The organism is Jeotgalibaca porci (assembly GCF_011299095.1).
Lineage (GTDB): Bacteria > Bacillota > Bacilli > Lactobacillales > Aerococcaceae > Jeotgalibaca > Jeotgalibaca porci.
Genome location: NZ_CP049889.1, coordinates 457,706 through 474,387 on the forward strand (window position 1 = coordinate 457,706; position 16,682 = coordinate 474,387).

General features: G+C 39.4%; 16 protein-coding genes. 3 read left to right on the forward strand and 13 right to left on the reverse strand.

Features of this window, described 5'->3' with window-relative positions:
• Positions 1–19: 19 nt before the first annotated feature.
• Positions 20–1,801: an ABC transporter ATP-binding protein gene (locus G7058_RS02395; RefSeq protein WP_166062044.1), complete on the reverse strand. Its 1,782-nt coding sequence runs from the start codon at positions 1,799–1,801 to the stop codon at positions 20–22.
• Positions 1,798–3,528: an ABC transporter ATP-binding protein gene (locus G7058_RS02400; RefSeq protein ID WP_166062045.1), complete on the reverse strand. Its 1,731-nt coding sequence runs from the start codon at positions 3,526–3,528 to the stop codon at positions 1,798–1,800. Before G7058_RS02400 ends, G7058_RS02395 begins: the two co-directional genes overlap by 4 nt.
• A gap of 249 nt (positions 3,529–3,777) precedes the next feature.
• Here G7058_RS02400 and G7058_RS02405 point away from each other — a divergent pair, with 249 nt between their 5' ends.
• Positions 3,778–3,996: a DNA-dependent RNA polymerase subunit epsilon gene (locus G7058_RS02405; RefSeq protein WP_166062046.1), complete on the forward strand. Its 219-nt coding sequence runs from the start codon at positions 3,778–3,780 to the stop codon at positions 3,994–3,996.
• Positions 3,993–5,669 (forward strand): ribonuclease J1, encoded by a 1,677-nt coding sequence (gene rnjA / locus G7058_RS02410; protein ID WP_166062047.1) that lies wholly within the window; start codon positions 3,993–3,995, stop codon positions 5,667–5,669. Before G7058_RS02405 ends, rnjA begins: the two co-directional genes overlap by 4 nt.
• A gap of 219 nt (positions 5,670–5,888) precedes the next feature.
• Here rnjA and G7058_RS02415 read toward each other — a convergent pair whose 3' ends face one another.
• The 11 genes from G7058_RS02415 to alaS all read right to left on the reverse strand — a co-directional run bounded on the left by G7058_RS02415 (position 5,889) and on the right by alaS (position 15,346).
• Complete coding sequence (locus G7058_RS02415) at positions 5,889–6,188, reverse strand: HesB/YadR/YfhF family protein (protein ID WP_166062048.1); 300 nt, start codon at positions 6,186–6,188, stop codon at positions 5,889–5,891.
• A gap of 141 nt (positions 6,189–6,329) precedes the next feature.
• Positions 6,330–6,962, reverse strand: coding sequence for a response regulator transcription factor (locus G7058_RS02420; protein WP_166062049.1), 633 nt, complete (start codon positions 6,960–6,962; stop codon positions 6,330–6,332).
• A gap of 13 nt (positions 6,963–6,975) precedes the next feature.
• A complete protein-coding gene (locus G7058_RS02425) occupies positions 6,976–8,019 on the reverse strand; it encodes a sensor histidine kinase (RefSeq protein ID WP_166062050.1) in 1,044 nt (347 codons plus the stop codon).
• Positions 8,016–8,750, reverse strand: coding sequence for a cell wall-active antibiotics response protein LiaF (gene liaF, locus G7058_RS02430; protein ID WP_166062051.1), 735 nt, complete (start codon positions 8,748–8,750; stop codon positions 8,016–8,018). The genes G7058_RS02425 and liaF overlap by 4 nt, the downstream gene beginning before the upstream one ends.
• Positions 8,751–8,926: 176 nt before the next feature.
• A complete protein-coding gene (gene greA / locus G7058_RS02435; protein WP_166062052.1) occupies positions 8,927–9,406 on the reverse strand; it encodes a transcription elongation factor GreA in 480 nt (159 codons plus the stop codon).
• A 201-nt stretch (positions 9,407–9,607) separates the two neighbouring features.
• Positions 9,608–10,249, reverse strand: coding sequence for a uridine kinase (udk, locus tag G7058_RS02440; protein WP_373706055.1), 642 nt, complete (start codon positions 10,247–10,249; stop codon positions 9,608–9,610).
• Positions 10,246–11,436: an endolytic transglycosylase MltG gene (gene mltG / locus G7058_RS02445; RefSeq protein ID WP_166062054.1), complete on the reverse strand. Its 1,191-nt coding sequence runs from the start codon at positions 11,434–11,436 to the stop codon at positions 10,246–10,248. The genes udk and mltG overlap by 4 nt, the downstream gene beginning before the upstream one ends.
• A 156-nt stretch (positions 11,437–11,592) precedes the next feature.
• On the reverse strand, positions 11,593–11,919 hold the full coding sequence (locus G7058_RS02450; RefSeq protein ID WP_166062055.1) for a DUF1292 domain-containing protein: 327 nt from the start codon (positions 11,917–11,919) through the stop codon (positions 11,593–11,595).
• A 17-nt stretch (positions 11,920–11,936) separates the two neighbouring features.
• Complete coding sequence (gene ruvX / locus G7058_RS02455) at positions 11,937–12,353, reverse strand: Holliday junction resolvase RuvX (RefSeq protein ID WP_166062056.1); 417 nt, start codon at positions 12,351–12,353, stop codon at positions 11,937–11,939.
• Positions 12,353–12,619, reverse strand: a complete 267-nt coding sequence (locus G7058_RS02460; protein ID WP_166062057.1) for an IreB family regulatory phosphoprotein — start codon at positions 12,617–12,619, stop codon at positions 12,353–12,355. The genes ruvX and G7058_RS02460 overlap by 1 nt, the downstream gene beginning before the upstream one ends.
• An 87-nt stretch (positions 12,620–12,706) precedes the next feature.
• The gene (gene alaS, locus G7058_RS02465) at positions 12,707–15,346 is read right to left on the reverse strand and encodes an alanine--tRNA ligase (RefSeq protein ID WP_166062058.1); all 2,640 of its coding nucleotides are present in this window, start codon (positions 15,344–15,346) and stop codon (positions 12,707–12,709) included.
• A 347-nt stretch (positions 15,347–15,693) separates the two neighbouring features.
• On the opposite strand from alaS, the gene G7058_RS02470 reads away from it, so the two are divergent.
• The gene (locus G7058_RS02470; RefSeq protein ID WP_166062059.1) at positions 15,694–16,632 is read left to right on the forward strand and encodes a diacylglycerol/lipid kinase family protein; all 939 of its coding nucleotides are present in this window, start codon (positions 15,694–15,696) and stop codon (positions 16,630–16,632) included.
• Positions 16,633–16,682: the final 50 nt, after the last annotated feature.

Consider the following 16,682-nt stretch of genomic DNA (forward strand, 5'->3'; position numbering starts at 1 on the left):
TTGTTATTTAGATAATTTTCTACTCTGCTTCTTCTTGGAACTGACTGTTATACAATTCAAAATAGAAGCCTGCTTTTTCCATCAGTTGATCATGTGAGCCCTGTTCAATAATTTGCCCCTTATCCATCACGAGAATCAAATCAGCATCCCGGATCGTTGAAAGTCGGTGGGCAATGACAAAACTTGTCCGCCCTTCCATAATCTTGGACATCGCTTTTTGAATCAACATTTCTAAACGTGTATCAACAGAACTTGTCGCCTCATCCAAAATCAATACTTTGGGATTGGCAATAAAAGTACGAGCAATCGTCAGGAGTTGCTTCTGACCCAAGGAAATGTTCGATGCTTCCTGATTAATAACCGTATCATATCCTTCACTCAACGTTTGAATAAAGTGATCAACGTTCGCGGCTTCGGCGGCTGCACGTACTTCATCATCAGTGGCTTCCAAGTTACCAAAGCGAATATTATCCGCAATCGTTCCTTGATATAACCACGCATCCTGCAGAACCATCCCAAATTGCGAACGGTAATCCTGACGGCTGTATGAACGAATATCGACGCCATCTAATTTAATAGAGCCAGAATCAACATCGTAAAAGCGCATCAGCAAGTTAATCATCGTCGTTTTACCTGCACCAGTCGGACCAACGATGGCAACAGTTTCCCCACTCTTAACATCCACATTAAAATTACGGATAAGCGGTTCTTTTTCTGTATAACTAAATGAAATATCCTCAAAAGAGATATCCCCTTTAATAGTCATTGGAATGGACTGTGTATCTGTTTCAACCAATTCTTCTTCAGCCATGAAGCCAAAGATACGTTGTGTTGCCGCAGCAGCAGACTGAATGACGCCTGCCAATTGTGTAATCATCGTAATTGGTTGGTTGATCTGCCACACATATTGTGCGGCTGCTTGCACGTTACCGATTGTTAACATGCCGGCAACAACTTGCATAATCCCAAATCCAGCCATTGCGATATACGCCAAGTTGGAAACTAAGGCCGTTAACGGAGACATCAATCCAGAAATAAAGGCCGCCTTAAATCCGCTTTGACGAAGGTTATTGTTGATCGTTTCGAATTCACCTACAGAATCATCTTCTTTACCATATAACTTAATGACATTGAAGCCTGAAAGATTTTCTTGAACAAACCCATTCAATTGCCCCAAGTATTTCGCTTGGCCAGAGAAGTACGGCTGTGAAATGATGGTAATTTTTTTCGATAAAATATATGAAGTTGGAATCATAATGAAGGCAACAATTGCCAATTTCCAACTGATCAATACTAGCATCGTTACTGCGAAGAAAATACCGAGAATCGCATTCACGATTTGCAGGAGTGATTGTTGTAAAGCATTTGATACTGCATCTACGTCATTCGTTACCCGACTCAATACATCCCCAAAAGACTGTGAATCAAAGAATGAAACAGGTAAACGGTTGATTTTCTCATCTAAATCTGCTCTTAAATCTTGCATCGCAGCCTGAACCACTTTAGTCATAAAGCGTTGTGAGAAGAGAATCGTAGCTTGATAAACCAAAGCACGAAGGAAATAAATCAGCATAATACGGTAGATAAACGGATAATTAATGCCCGCATTCGTCTCGTTACGCAGCATATCCGCCACATTATTACCAATTTCAGTAATGGCTAACCCCAAAATATAGGGCTCGGCCACATTCAAAATCGACATGACTACTGTTAAGAAAATAGCTGCGAAGAAATGAAGTTTGTAAGGTCTAATATAAGTCCATAATTGAAACAATTGACTTACTTTTTTCGGTTCACTCATGCTAACTCCTCCTCTCTCATTTGAGAAGCCGCAATATCATAGTAAATTTGGCTCGTTTTTAGCAGTTCTTTGTGTGTTCCTTCTGCTACAACTTTCCCTTCATTTAAGACAATAATCTTATCCGCATGAAGGATTGTGCTGACACGTTGCGCAACGATAATGACTGTTGAACGACCGGTTTCTTTTTTCAAACGACCGCGCAAGCGTTTATCCGTTTGATAGTCCAAAGCCGAAAAACTGTCGTCAAAGATATAAATATCCGGCCGACGCACAACCGCACGTGCGATTGACAATCTTTGCTTTTGTCCACCAGATAAGTTGCTTCCGCCTTCTGACAGATGCTCTTCAAATTTTTCTGTCTTATCCAAAATAAAATCTTTTGCTTGCGAAATATCAGAAGCTTCTTCCATTTCTAATTCAGTCGCATTCACTTTGCCGTAACGCAAGTTTTCAGCGATTGTTCCGGTAAATAGCAAGGATTTCTGAGGGATATAACCAATTTTTTGACGGAGTGCTTTCAAGTTATAATCACGTACATCATGTCCGTCAATAATGATGCGACCTGCGGTAACATCATAGAAGCGTGGAATTAATTGTAGAAGAGTCGACTTCCCACTTCCCGTACTTCCTATGAACGCAATGGTCTGCCCTGGTTCCAGCGAAAAGTTAACATTTTCGATAACCGGCGTTTCTTTATTGTCCGGATACGAGAATGAAACATTTTCAAAAGTGATGTAACCATGTGTTTCTGTTTCCGTAATGCCGGCTTCATTTGGCGAAATCGAGCTTACGGTATCGAAAACTTCTTGGATACGTGCTGCTGAAACTGCCGCACGTGGGTACATCATAAAGACGATAGCAAAGTTCAAGAATGAGTAAAGCGCGTGGAAACTGTATTCCACATAGGCAACCATGTTCCCTATTTGCAGATCGCCACTTTCAATTAGCGGCGCTCCCATAAAGACAATCGCAATAATAATCAAATTAATGATGTGAGAAAATAGCGGCTGCGTCCAGGCCATTAAATAGAAGAGACGACGACTGACAGTACTGTATGCCTCGTTCACAATGGCAAAACGTGACGATTGAAATTTCTCACGTACAAATGCTCTAACAACACGCAATCCGGTTAAGGATTCACGCAAAGTCAGGTTAATGTTATCTAAATTCTCTTGTTGCGCTTCAGACAAGGGACGGGATTTCTTACCAATAATTAAAACAAATATTAATAATGCCGGAAATGCCGGTATTAAAATAACAGATAACTCGCGACTTGTTTGGAAAATCATATAGAAGCTGGCAAACATCATCAATAATGTAGCTAATCCCAAACGTAAAACCATTTGTCCAAACTGCATCAAAATAAAAGCATCATTGGTTACGCGCGTAACTAATGATGAAACACCTAATTTATCAAACTCTTCATGGGAGAAGGTTTGAATTTTCTTATACATATCATTTCGCATTTCAGCTACCATATTTGTTGTTAAACGGCTGGTTGTATATGCAACCAAACTCCGCCCTAACAACCCGGCAACAGAAAATAATAACATCAAAATAATTGTCCTTGTAATAAACGATTGCTCTACACCAGCGATTGCGCCATCAATTAATTTTGCCAACATTGTCGGCAGGCCAAGTTCTACAAAAATAAAGCCAAAAGAACCCACAACATTCAAGAGCAGAATTAATCGGTATCGTTTAATATAACGCCATATTAAGCTCACTTTCCATCCTCCAGTTCATTTTTTTACATCCATCCCCCTAGTGTATCCAAAGTTTTGCAAAAGGTCTACAGGAATTTTACTTTATTTTGAAATGTGTTTTCAAGTAATTTAGTTAGATTTCTATGCGTACCTGTCTTGATTGTGGTAAACTGAGACTAGTAATTGTATAGAAAATACAATAATGGAACCGGTATGGAATTATTTTGTTTTTTCAATGCGAATTAAAAGAATTTTCAGGAGTGATTAAATATGTTATTTAAAGCAACATACCAAGTAAATAAATTCGATGTGCCTACAAGAGAAACGACACTATCGCTTTATTTGGAAGCAGAGAATGAAATTGAAGCAAGAAAAATTTTGGATAAACACACCCCCTACAATATTGAATTTATCCAACCTATAGAGGGTAAGCATTTAGAGTATGAGCAAAACCAACCTAACTTCGAAGTTACGGAGTTCCCTCAATGAAACCAAATATACGCAATAATGAAGTAGGAGTTTTTGCCTTAGGGGGTTTAGGCGAAATCGGTAAAAATATGTACGCCGTTCAATATCAAGACGAACTTATTATTCTTGATTCTGGCGTCATGTTCCCCGAAGATGATCTATTAGGAATTGACTATGTTATTCCAGACTACTCTTATCTCGTACAGAACAAAAACAAGATTAAAGGTCTCTTTATTTCTCACGGACACGAAGACCACATCGGTGGTATTCCTTTCCTACTAAAAGAATTAAATATTCCTATCTATGCGGGCGAAATCGCCTTAGCGCTTATCCGCAACAAGTTGGAAGAACACGGCCTCTTACGTGACGCTGTTCTCCATGAAATTAAAGACGACACAGTGATTAAGTTCCGCAAAACAAGCGTCAGCTTCTTCCGTACCACTCACAGTATTCCGGATACACGCGGAATTGTCGTGAAGACACCACCTGGTAACATTGTTTTTACCGGTGACTTCAAGTTTGATTTCACGCCCGTTGATGGAAGTCCTGCTGATTTGCACCGTCTTGCACAACTTGGTGATGAAGGCGTCCTATTGCTTCTAAGTGACAGTACAAACGCAGAAATTCCTGAGTTTACTAAATCTGAGCAAGTTGTGGGCCAGTCCCTATCCAACATTATTCAAAAAGTTGAAGGACGGATTATCTTTGCATCTTTCGCTTCAAACATCTCCCGTTTGCAACAGGTAGCTGAGGTTGCCATTGAAACAGGAAGAAAAATTGCTATTTTCGGTCGTAGTATGGAGAACTCTTTCCGCACTGCCCGGGAACTTGGTTATATTTCAGCACCGGATGATACTTTTATCGATGGCCGCGAATTGAACCAATACCCGGCCGACAAAGTATTGATCGTTTGTACCGGTTCTCAAGGTGAGCCAATGGCCGCTTTAAGTCGTATTTCGAATGGTACGCACCGTCAAATTACAATTCAACCATCTGACACAGTTATTTTCTCAAGTTCACCAATTCCTGGGAATACAGCGAGTGTAAACCGCGTAATCAACCAACTATTGGAAGCTGGCGCACATGTTATTCATGGTCGCTTAAACAATGTTCATACTTCTGGACACGGTGGACAACAAGAAATGAAACTGATGCTTCGTCTATTGAAGCCTAAATATTTCATGCCTGTCCATGGGGAATTCAGAATGTTGAAGATTCATGCTGGTCTAGCTGAACTATGTGGCGTACCGCGTGAAAATTGCTTCATCTTGGATAACGGTGAAATTATTGCTCTTACCAGCGATACAGCGCGTCCAGCGGGAGATTTTCCTGCAATGGATGTGTATGTAGATGGAAAAGGAATCGGTGATATCGGTAATATCGTTTTACGTGACCGTCGTATTCTTTCTCAAGATGGTTTAGTCGTTGTTGTTATGACAGTTGATTTTAATTCGCGCCAATTGGTTGCAGGTCCGGATATCCTTTCACGTGGTTTTATCTATATGCGTGAATCTGGCGACCTCATCAGTGAAGCGCAAGGAATCATCAAGAAAAACGTTAATGAAGCACTCGCTTCTAACAACAAATTAAACGAACGTCGCTTGAAAGATACGGTTATTGATGCCGTTCAACCTTTCTTGTATGAAAAAACAGAACGTCGCCCAATGATCGTTCCAGTTATCATGCCACTATAACGAAAACTATAAATCCCCTCGCTATCTTTATTCAGTAGCGAGGGGGTTTTTCTCTGTCCGGATTATGGGATTTTGATTGAAGTGCTAACTCAAATGCATTTTCCAGTTTGAGTTAGCACTTTTGTTGGAAAACACTGACTCAGAATCAAAATAACGTTTAAGTCGTCGTTTTTTAAACAAAAAAATAGAAAGACCAACAATTGGCCCTTCTGTTTTTATCTACTGTTCTCTTTTGTGATAGAGATAGTCTGGTTCATTTAATTTATCATCCATAATAACTTCTAGGTCATGACCACTGAAGAACCAGTCATCATTTTTTTCGATGAAGTATGGAATATTATTTAGTGTTGTAATCGCAAGAGGATCGTTTGGTTTGTCCACGATAATACCCAGTGAGAACCCTTCATGCAACGGACTGCTGCCATACACTTTCCCCAAGAAACGAACCCCGCTACCTTCTGGAATACCGATTTCTTCTTCAAACCATTTTTGTGCACGTTCATCAATAATAATTTTCATGATTATTTGCGTCGGAGTGATTATCCGACTCCCCCTCTCCAGGTGCTTTTGATAATACCATCATAACACAGCATTATAACTCTGTGTTAATTGTTTGTTCTGATATTAGCTATTCTGAGTGAAACACCTAGAAATACTGTATTATTTTACTAAGTCATGCTTGAAAGCATAAATGGTAGCTTGCGTTCTATCATCTACTTCTAATTTCGATAAGATATTTGAAACATGCGTTTTTACTGTCTTTAAAGTGATAAAAAGCTGATCAGCAATTTCTTGGTTCGAACAACCTTCAGCGATTAGTAACAGAACTTCCATTTCCCGAGCTGTTAAATCTTCGTGTAAGAAATGCGGAATTTTACGGGTCAAACGTTCCAACATTTTATCGGTTACTTGTGGCTCCAATACTCGTTCGCCTTTATAAGTCGAACGAATTGCATTCGCAATCTCATTCGCCGATGACGTCTTGAGCATATACCCCGCTGCTCCAGCTTCAAGGGCTGGGTACACTTTCTCGTCATCAATAAAGGAGGTTACAATAATTATTTTGGCTTCAGGCCATTCTTTTAAGATGGCTTTGGTTGATTCAATGCCGTCCATGACTTCCATAACTAAATCCATCAGAATAATATCTGGTCTTAAATCCAAGGCCATTTCATACCCAATTTGTCCGTTTTCACTTTCTCCAACGACGTTTATGTCATCTTGAATGGATAAGTAAGCGGAGTAGCCGAGGCGAACCATTTCGTGATCATCCACTATTAGTACATCTATCATTGCATCTTCCTCCTTAATCTTCCGTTGTATTCGGGATTCGAATGTCGATTATCGTTCCCTGTTTCGGGAAGCTGATAATTTTACACGTACCCCCCAGACCGCTTACACGCTCGCGTATATTCATTAGCCCATAATTTCCTGATTTTTTTACTTTTGTATCAAATCCAACCCCGTCATCGAAAACGCGTAAGTTGATATCCTGCTCATTTTGCAGAAGGTGAACTTCCAACGTTTTTGCTTTAGCGTGTCTCAATGTATTGGAAAGCAGTTCCTGAATAATCCGGAACAAATGATCTTCCACACCGGGGATTGTATCGATTGGCGAAATCTCCCATTTTAAATTAATCTGGACTTTGGTCTGTAGTTCCGTTAATAATTGCTCAATCCCTTTACGTAACGTTTTCCCTTCCAACTTAACGGGTCTTAAGTGAAGGAGTAAAGCACGCATCTCTGATTGTGATTCATTAATAATAGACTCGATTAACTTTAATGATTTTTGTGTTTTTTCTGGTAAAGTAGCTGACTGTTCATTCAGAGCGGAGAGCATCATCATCGCCGCAAAGAGTTGTTGGCTCACCGAGTCATGTAATTCTCTGGCGATTCGGTGTCTCTCATTTTCAAGAATTTCTTCTTTCGATTCATTTCCAAGCATCTGTGGAACACTACTTAATTCTTGCACTTCTCGCGAAAGCGAAAGTAACTTTTTGCGTAATTGTTCAACTTCTTCTTCAATCTGTTCTGAGCTAATTCCTACTCCGTGAAACAAATCAATTGCTTGAGTAGCACTATTATAGTTACCACTGTTTAATTGGTGAAGTCTTCCGCTTACATTTTTTTCCGTTTTAAATAGGGAATACGAAATAAGGATTGCTAATAAAAGTGCTAAAAAAAATACAATGGTCCCCAATAAAAATAGAACAGGAACATAGAAGTTCTCAACTTTCCAGAGGTCCCCCAAGGTTAGAACAGGTCGCAACGAGAAGAGTGTCGCCACAACTGTTAAAGACAAGACGACAAAGGTGACAAAGAATACTTTTAAGAAAGACGAACTTCTCATAAATAAATCACCTCAAAATCACCAAAGAATGAGCTTGATACTATTTTAATTTTACGTGTCGCAGTTGCATAATTTTTGCTGTACAGCGTAATGGATTCATTCGTTAAATGAAAAGGCTCATTGTCGAACAGTGCCAGCCCTTGGACTGCCGAATGTTGCAGACATATTCCCACGCCCATCGGAATGATAACACGCGTTTGTCCAATACCTTTGCGAATTAAAATGACGTTATCTTCGTCGGGTAATAACGTGTTGCCTAGATCGATAATCGTGTCGCCCATCAATACTGAAATGTTAATGTCATCCCATTCGAAAATAGAACTGCCGATTGTTGTATCGCCCAACCACTTCTGTTTGCGTCGTTTACCGGATCGATTAGTCGGCTCGACCACTTCAACGCCGTAATACTGCTTCTTCTTCCAAGGCGCATTAAATGATGTCCCTAAATTCAAAGTTTCCATGATGTTACCGCCATTGATAACAAAGAAAATCACAGCTACCGCCAACATCACCCAAATAGTAACGGTTGAGAGAACACTTAAAATAATAAAAAACCATCCCACCCAATGTCTGAGTGTGCGCTTTTCAAATGCTCCCTTACTAGCTCTAGTCATAATTAACCCAATAAGCAATAATATTAACAGTTCCCAATCTTGTACTAATTGAAAAGCAGTTAATAAAAGAAGCAACCCTTCAATAATTAAAAATAGTTTTGTAAGTCCTTTACCCAATTGCTTCCCCCCCTATCTTGGTCATTTTCTCCATTATACTTGAATTTACAAGTCCTGTACGGCTTCAAAAGGTTGATTGGCGTCTCGGTCTAAGGTCGTACTTTTTATATTAATTAAATTTTACCATAACATAGAAAAAGACCAAATCACTCATCAATGGATTTGGTCTGCGTTTATTATAAAACAGTCACGTTTACGATTTTAACTTTCATATCGCCACCTGGAGTAGCAATTGAAACTTCGTCGCCTACACGTTTGCCAAGCAATGCTTTCGCGATTGGCGAGTCATTTGAAATTTTGCCTTGTAGTGGATTTGCTTCTGCACTACCAACGATTGAATAAGATTCTTCTTCTTCATCCGGTAATTCTACAAAGGTAACTGTTCTTCCTAAAGATACGATGTCTGCTTCCACGTTTTTGTCATCAATGATTTCTGCGAAACGAATCATTTTTTCAAGAGAAGAAATACGTCCTTCTACAAAAGCTTGCTCATCTTTAGCAGATTCGTACTCAGAGTTTTCTGATAAATCCCCGTAACTACGCGCAATCTTAATACGTTCTACGATTTCTTTACGTTTATTAATTTTTAAATCTTCTAATTCTTCTTCTAGTTTTTGCTTACCTTCTAGAGTCATTGGATATACTTTCTCTATCATCATTTATTTCTCCTTCGTATTTAAATCTTTACCTAATAAAGTAGCGATTCTGTCCTAAAATCTAACAAAGCAGGCATTTGCAGTAGCAAATACCTGTTTGAGCGCGCTTCTATTAGTCATTACAATGGTAATAAAATACCATCTTATTACAAAAAATGCAATATCTAAATAATTATTTATTATAAAGACAATCTTTCTCAGTTAATCTATTAATATCGATGCAATTTTTGTAGTCATTAAGTCGATAGCAACTTGGTTTTTTCCGCCTTCAGGTATGATAATATCAGCGAATTTCTTAGTTGGCTCGATAAATTGATGGTGCATCGGTTTAACAACATTGAGATACTGTTCAATGACACTATCCAATGTTCTGCCCCGTTCTTCGATATCACGTTTAATACGACGGATAATACGAATATCATCATCTGTATCAACATATACCTTAATATCCATCAAATTACGTAGACGTTCATCTTCTAGAATCAAGATACCTTCGACAATAATAACGTCTTTTGGTTCACGATGAATCGTTTGAGCACTGCGCGTATGTTCAGCGTAGTCATAAACGGGTTGATCAATCTCTTTCCAAGCAATTAGGCTCTCTAAATCTTCGATAAAACGGTCGTTATCAAAGGCAAAAGGATGATCATAGTTTGTTTTCAGACGTTCTGAAAACGGTAAATGACTTTGATCTTTGTAGTAATAATCTTGTTCTAACAGTAGAATCGATAAATCAGAAAACTTCTCAAATATCGCACGACTAACACTCGTCTTCCCACTGCCCGACCCTCCAGTTACTCCAATTACAATAGGCTTTTTCACGGTGTCGGCTTCCTCTCTTATTCTTCAGTTGGTTCTTGAATATACAAATCTTGGTATTCAAGGTGTTGCTCATATGTTTCGGAGAAATAAACTTCTCCTGTCTCTAAATCGGCTAGGAAATAAAGATAATCGCCATCAATTGGATTCAAAGTTGCTTGAATCGCTTGTTCACTCGGATTATCAAACGGACCAGGTCCAAATCCTTTATTTATATATAAGTTATAGGGCGAATCAACTTCTGTATCAGCGATTGTGACATACTCAGTATGTTTGTCAAGAGCATACAGCAAACTGATATCAGATTGTAGTGCCATATCATCTTCCAAACGATTGAAAAATACATCCGCAATCATTTGACGGTCTTCATAGGCAATTCCTTCTTTTTCAACAAGTGATGCCAAAGTCAAAATTTCATGAACTGTATAACCGCTCGCTTTAATCTTTTCTTGATACGTTTTAAGAACTTCATCTGTTTTTTGAACCATCACTTCAATCATGTCTTCTGGTTCATAGGTAGACATATAATCGTAAGTTGCGGGGAAAATGTATCCTTCCAACTTATATAAGATCTCTTCATTTTTAACAGCTTCCGTAATCGTATTCGGATATTCGGCTATCAAGGAATCAATAAACGTTTCATTATTGATTGCATCCAAAAATTCTTTTTCAGTAAAGTCTGTTTTAGCTGCAAACTCTGCCGCAATTTCTTTTACCGTTGCGCCTTCGCGAACAAGAATCTTGTAATCTTCTGAAACAGGCGTAGCTGTTCCACCTTCTTCCAGCACTTCAATGATATCGTCTAAATCCATTGCTGGCGAAACTTGATAGAATCCAGCTTTAAATTCAGGTACGCTCTTTGTTTTCATATAGTAACTAAAAACAGTCCCGTCTTTAATAATACCTTTTTCTTCTAGAATTTCGGCAATGCCCGATGTTGATGTTCCCAAGGGAATTTCGACTTCATGCAGTTCCGACTCTTCTGGATTCAACGGTTTCAAAGCCGTATTGATATAGTTATAGCCTACCACCCCGATGATTAGGACGAGCAGTGAAACGATAAATATAATCGAAAAAACAATTTTTCGTATCAATGAATTTTCTTTTTTACGAACTTCGAAACGGTCGTTTCTTGTTTGTCGTACTTCTTCTCTTTTGGGAGTCTCTGACTCCGGTAAGCTCCCAGGTTGATTGGTATGTTTATCTACCAAAATCTAACCTCCTCATTTAACATCATTTTGTCGTCATGTCTTATAACTCAAATCATTATACATGATAACATAAAAAAAATGAACTTTTTATCGGATTTGTCAACAAGATTAAAGAGGCTGGAGTATTCTCCAGCCTCTTCAAATAGAAAGCTCTTTTTATTCTTCTTCGTCTTCGATAAACGTATTTAGAACTTCTTCAATCATATCCCACTCTTCTTCAGTTTCGATTGGTTCTAAATCGCCTTCTGTTCCGTCTTCGTTTTCAATGTAAGAGAATGCTTGTAGTTCAATCTCATCCTCTTCAGGAATTCCTGCAGGATAAACAAGAACGTATGATTTGCCAAAATCTTCTGAATCGAAAGTAAATAAAATTTCGTAAAGTTCTTCGTTCCCATGCTCATCAACGATAGTAATATGTTCGTGGTCATGGTGATCGTGGTCGTGATTATGGTCGTGATTATGGTCGTGATTATGTTCTGTCATGTTAACACCTCTTATTATTAATGTGAATCTAAATAGTTTTGCAACAATATAACAGCTGCGACTTTATCAATCACTTTTTTGCGTTTCTTTCGTGAAACGTTCCCTTCATTGATTAACATCTTCTCAGCCTGAACGGTCGTTAGCCGCTCATCTACGTAGTCTACTGGCAGTCCTGTTTCCAGTTCTACCATTCTACCATAAGCCATTGATGCTTCTGCTCGTGGGCCGATGGTATTATTCATATTTTTAGGAAAGCCAATAATGACTTTTGAAACTTCGTATTCAGCTATTAACTCTTTTAATCGTGTCACACCAAATTCTCCGGCAGCTTCATCGATGGAGATAATTTCTACACCTTGCGCAGTCCAGCCCATTAAATCACTGACTGCTACACCAACCGTTTTTGATCCGACATCAAGTCCCATCAATCTCATTAATGGCCACTCTCATCAATCGAAAGATAATTCTTTAATAGCTCTTCCATTATTTCATCTCTTTCGAAACGACGAATCAAGTTCCGAGCATCATTATGACGCGGAATATATGCAGGGTCGCCCGATAATAAAAAGCCAACTATTTGGTTGTTTGGGTTATAGCCTTTTTCTTCTAGCGCCTGATATACAATCGTCAAGGTATCTTTAACATTATTCTTGTCACGATCGCCGAGGTTGAATAGCATTGTTTCATCTTTTGAATTCATACAGACACCCCAATTTCTATGATATCTATATTTTACAGAACTTACGCCAAAACTACAACCCAATGCGCCAAACTTATGAAAACATTATCATTCAGCCAGCCATGTTCCAACGCGTTCAATCGCTTGCGGAATCCCTGCTGGATTTTTTCCGCCGGCTTGTGCCATATCCGGACGGCCGCCACCGCCGCCGCCAACAAGTGGTGCGATTTCCTTAATCAAATCGCCTGCTTTTACTGTGCCGATTTTATCTTTCGCAACAGCTGCCAACAAGCTAACTTTGCCGTCCAAATCAGATGCAGCAACAAAAACATCACTCACTGCTTTTTGACGCCATTGGTCTGCTAATTCACGTAAATCATTCATACCTTGATTCTTTGTTTGGTATGTAATGTACGTAATTCCATTCGCTTCTTTGATATCAGCAAAAATATCTTGTGATTCCATCGCCAACAGTTTCGCACGAAGTGAATCCTTTTCTGATTCAGAATCTTTCAATTCTTGTCTCAAGGCTTCGATTTTACCTGTTACTTCTTTCGTTTGTTGCGCTTTTACGAGACGTGCGGCTGCTAATAACTCTTCTTCTTTTTCACGGAAGTATTCGTAGGCTGCTTGGCCAGTAATCGCTTCGATACGGCGAACGCCTGCACCGATACCAGACTCAGAAAGAATCTTAAATACGCCAATTTCCTGACTGTTTTGTACGTGGATACCACCACACAACTCGACAGAATAACCTGCAACATCAACGACACGTACTTCGCTGCCGTATTTCTCACCAAAGAGTGCCATTGCACCCATTTCTTTAGCTTTATCAATTGTCGTTTCAACTGTTACAACAGGTAATGCATCCCAAATCTTTTGATTCACGATGCGTTCCATCTCGCTTAATTCTTCCTGTGTTGCTTGTCCGAAGTGCGTAAAGTCAAAACGCAAATGATTTGGTGCAACAAGGGATCCAGCTTGATTTGCGTGTGTTCCTAAGACATCTTTAAGTGCTTGATGCAACAAGTGAGTAGCAGTATGGTTTTTTGTAATACCACGACGACGGTTTTCATCTACTTGTAGGAAATATGTTTGGTTGCTGTTTAAGTCCATATTCATTTCAGCAGTGTGTAAATGTTGACCATTTGGTGCACGTTTCACATCCACAATCGTTGCAACAATCTCGCCATTTTCAGCTTTAATAACTCCCATATCAGCAGCCTGTCCACCCATTTCAGCATAGAAAGGTGTTGTTTTGAAAATCAATTGTGCTGTGTTTCCTGCTGATGCAGACTCTTTAATTTCATCATTTTCGATGACAACAAGTAATTCAGATGAAAGACTTGTCTTATCGTAGCCATCAAATGTACTTTCAACGGTAATATCGCCTAAGACAGCGGATTGAACCGAGAAAGAGTCTTCCACTTGACGAGCTGCACGTGCACGATTCCGTTGGCTTTGCATTTCTTCATTAAAGCCATCTTTATCAACAGTAAAGCCTTTTTCTTCAGCATATTCTTCTGTTAATTCCAACGGGAAGCCAAATGTATCGTACAGTTTAAAAGCATCCGTTCCTGAAATGACAGTCGTTTTTGTTTCAGTCATCGTGTTGAAAACCTCATGTAGGATGTCCAAGCCTCCGTGAATGGTTTCTTGGAAACGTTGCTCTTCATTTGTAATAACTTTGATAATGAAATCACAGTCAGTCTCAACTTCCGGATAGTAACCTTTCATAATCTCAGCTACAACCGGTACCAGTTCAAACAAGAATAAACGGTTGATTCCTAATTTTTGACCGTGCATAACAGAACGACGAATCAAACGACGTAAGATGTAACCGCGGCCTTCATTAGATGGCAACGCGCGATCACCAATCGCAAAGCTGACAGCACGCACATGGTCGGCAATTACTTTGAATGAAATATCTGTTTTTGGATTATCACCGTATTTAACGCTGCCAGATAATGCTTCAATTTTACGGATAATTGGCATGAATAAGTCCGTTTCGAAGTTCGTTGGTGTGTTTTGAATCACTGAAGTTACACGTTCAAGACCCATTCCTGTATCAACGTTTTTATGTGGCAACGGCTCATAGCTGCCATCTGGCATATGGTTAAATTCTGAGAATACCAAGTTCCAAATTTCCAAATACCGTTCATTTTCTCCACCTGGATACATTTCAGGATCACCATCCGGTAAGTCTTGATATGCTACACCGCGGTCATAGAAAATTTCCGTACAAGGACCACATGGACCTGCGCCAATATCCCAGAAGTTATCTTCAAATGGCACAATATGGCTTTCAGGTAAGCCTACTTTTTCTTTCCAAATGCGTTTTGTGTCTTCATCTTTCGGATAGTATGTAACATAAAGAAGTTCTGGATCGAACGCCAACCATTCTTTGCTGGTTAGGAGTTCCCATGCCCAAGGAATTGCTTCTTCTTTAAAGTAGTCACCAATTGAGAAGTTCCCCAACATTTCAAATAATGTATGGTGACGTGCGGTCACGCCAACGTTTTCAATATCATTGGTACGAATACTTTTTTGTGAGTTTGTGATTCTTGGGTTATCTGGTACAACAGAACCATCGAAATATTTTTTCAATGTTGCAACACCGGAGTTAATCCATAGTAAAGTTGGATCGTTCACTGGAACTAATGAAGCACTTGGTTCAATTTTGTGCCCTTTTGATGCCCAAAAATCCAAATACATTTTACGGATTTCACTGCTCGTAAGATTTTTCATTATTAAATCATCCTTTTCTGAGTGGTTTCGTGAAAAAAATAAAACACCCCATTGCATTCAAGGGCGTTTTACCGCGGTACCACCTTGATTGCAATGGAATGTTATTCATTCATCATCACGTCTTCATACCGATAACGCTGGTAGCGACGATATTTCTATCGTATATTAAAAAGGGAGCATCATCTGAAGCACTGCCTTTCACCGGGTGGCAGAATCTCTGGTTCGTATCAAACGATATGGCCTTTTCAGTCGCATTTAGTATAGCTAAATTTATGCATTCTAGCAAGTACCTACGCATAATTTTCTGATATACTTAGGCTATCACTTAAATTTAAAGAGGTTATGGCATGGACGTATATTATCATATCATCGCAAATTTCAATGCAGGTTCTGGAAAAGGGAAACGCATTGGTTTTGAAGTCGAAAAAATACTGAATAACAGAAACATCCCTTTTGTCTTCCATCAGACAAAATATCCAAATCACGGCTTTGAGATTGCTCAAAAATTAGGCCAGACGCTTTCTGATGCTGCTAATCGCATTATCGTAATTGGTGGAGATGGAACGTTACATGAAGTGGTCAGTGGCTTGCATGCAGTTGAAAGCACACTGCCTATTGGCTACCTTCCGGCAGGTACCGGGAACGATTTTGCCCGCTCTGTTGGGTTAACAAAAGATGCCAAAAAAGGCTTGTTGGCAATTTTAGAAGCGAAGACACCAGTTGAAATAGAATGCATGAAATACCATGACCATTTGCATAACAAAGTGGGAATTGGCTTAAATAGTATGGGCTTTGGGTTAGATGCTGAAGTGAATGCGCTCGCTGGCGAAAATAAATCCACCGCTCATGTACCTGCTCCCTTTAATCTTGAAAGTTCATCTTATTTAACAAAGATTGTGGATGCCTTTAAAGAACGTACTACCTATTCAGTGGACGTGACTGTTGACGGGGTTTCTAATACTTATGAGGCTGTTATGGTTACAGGCGTAATGAATCATCCTTATTTCGGCGGCGGAATTAAAATCGATCCGCTTTCAAAAATGAACAATAACGAACTGGCGGTCATGATTATTTTTAATCTGAGTTTCCTCACCCTTCTGCGAATTTTCCCACTCGTTTTGACGACCGGTGGCCATATCAAAACCAAGTATTTTAAACGCATCAGTGGCAAAGAAATTTCTATCCGCCTACACGATTCAGCGTTGGGGCAAGTAGATGGTGAAGTGATGCCTAAAGCTGCCTACCAGATGGAATACACACTTACTTCCTTTCAACTATGGCGTTAAAACAGAGTGGGAAAAAAGGCAGCCCCGAATCACTGGAGTGACGTCGGGAC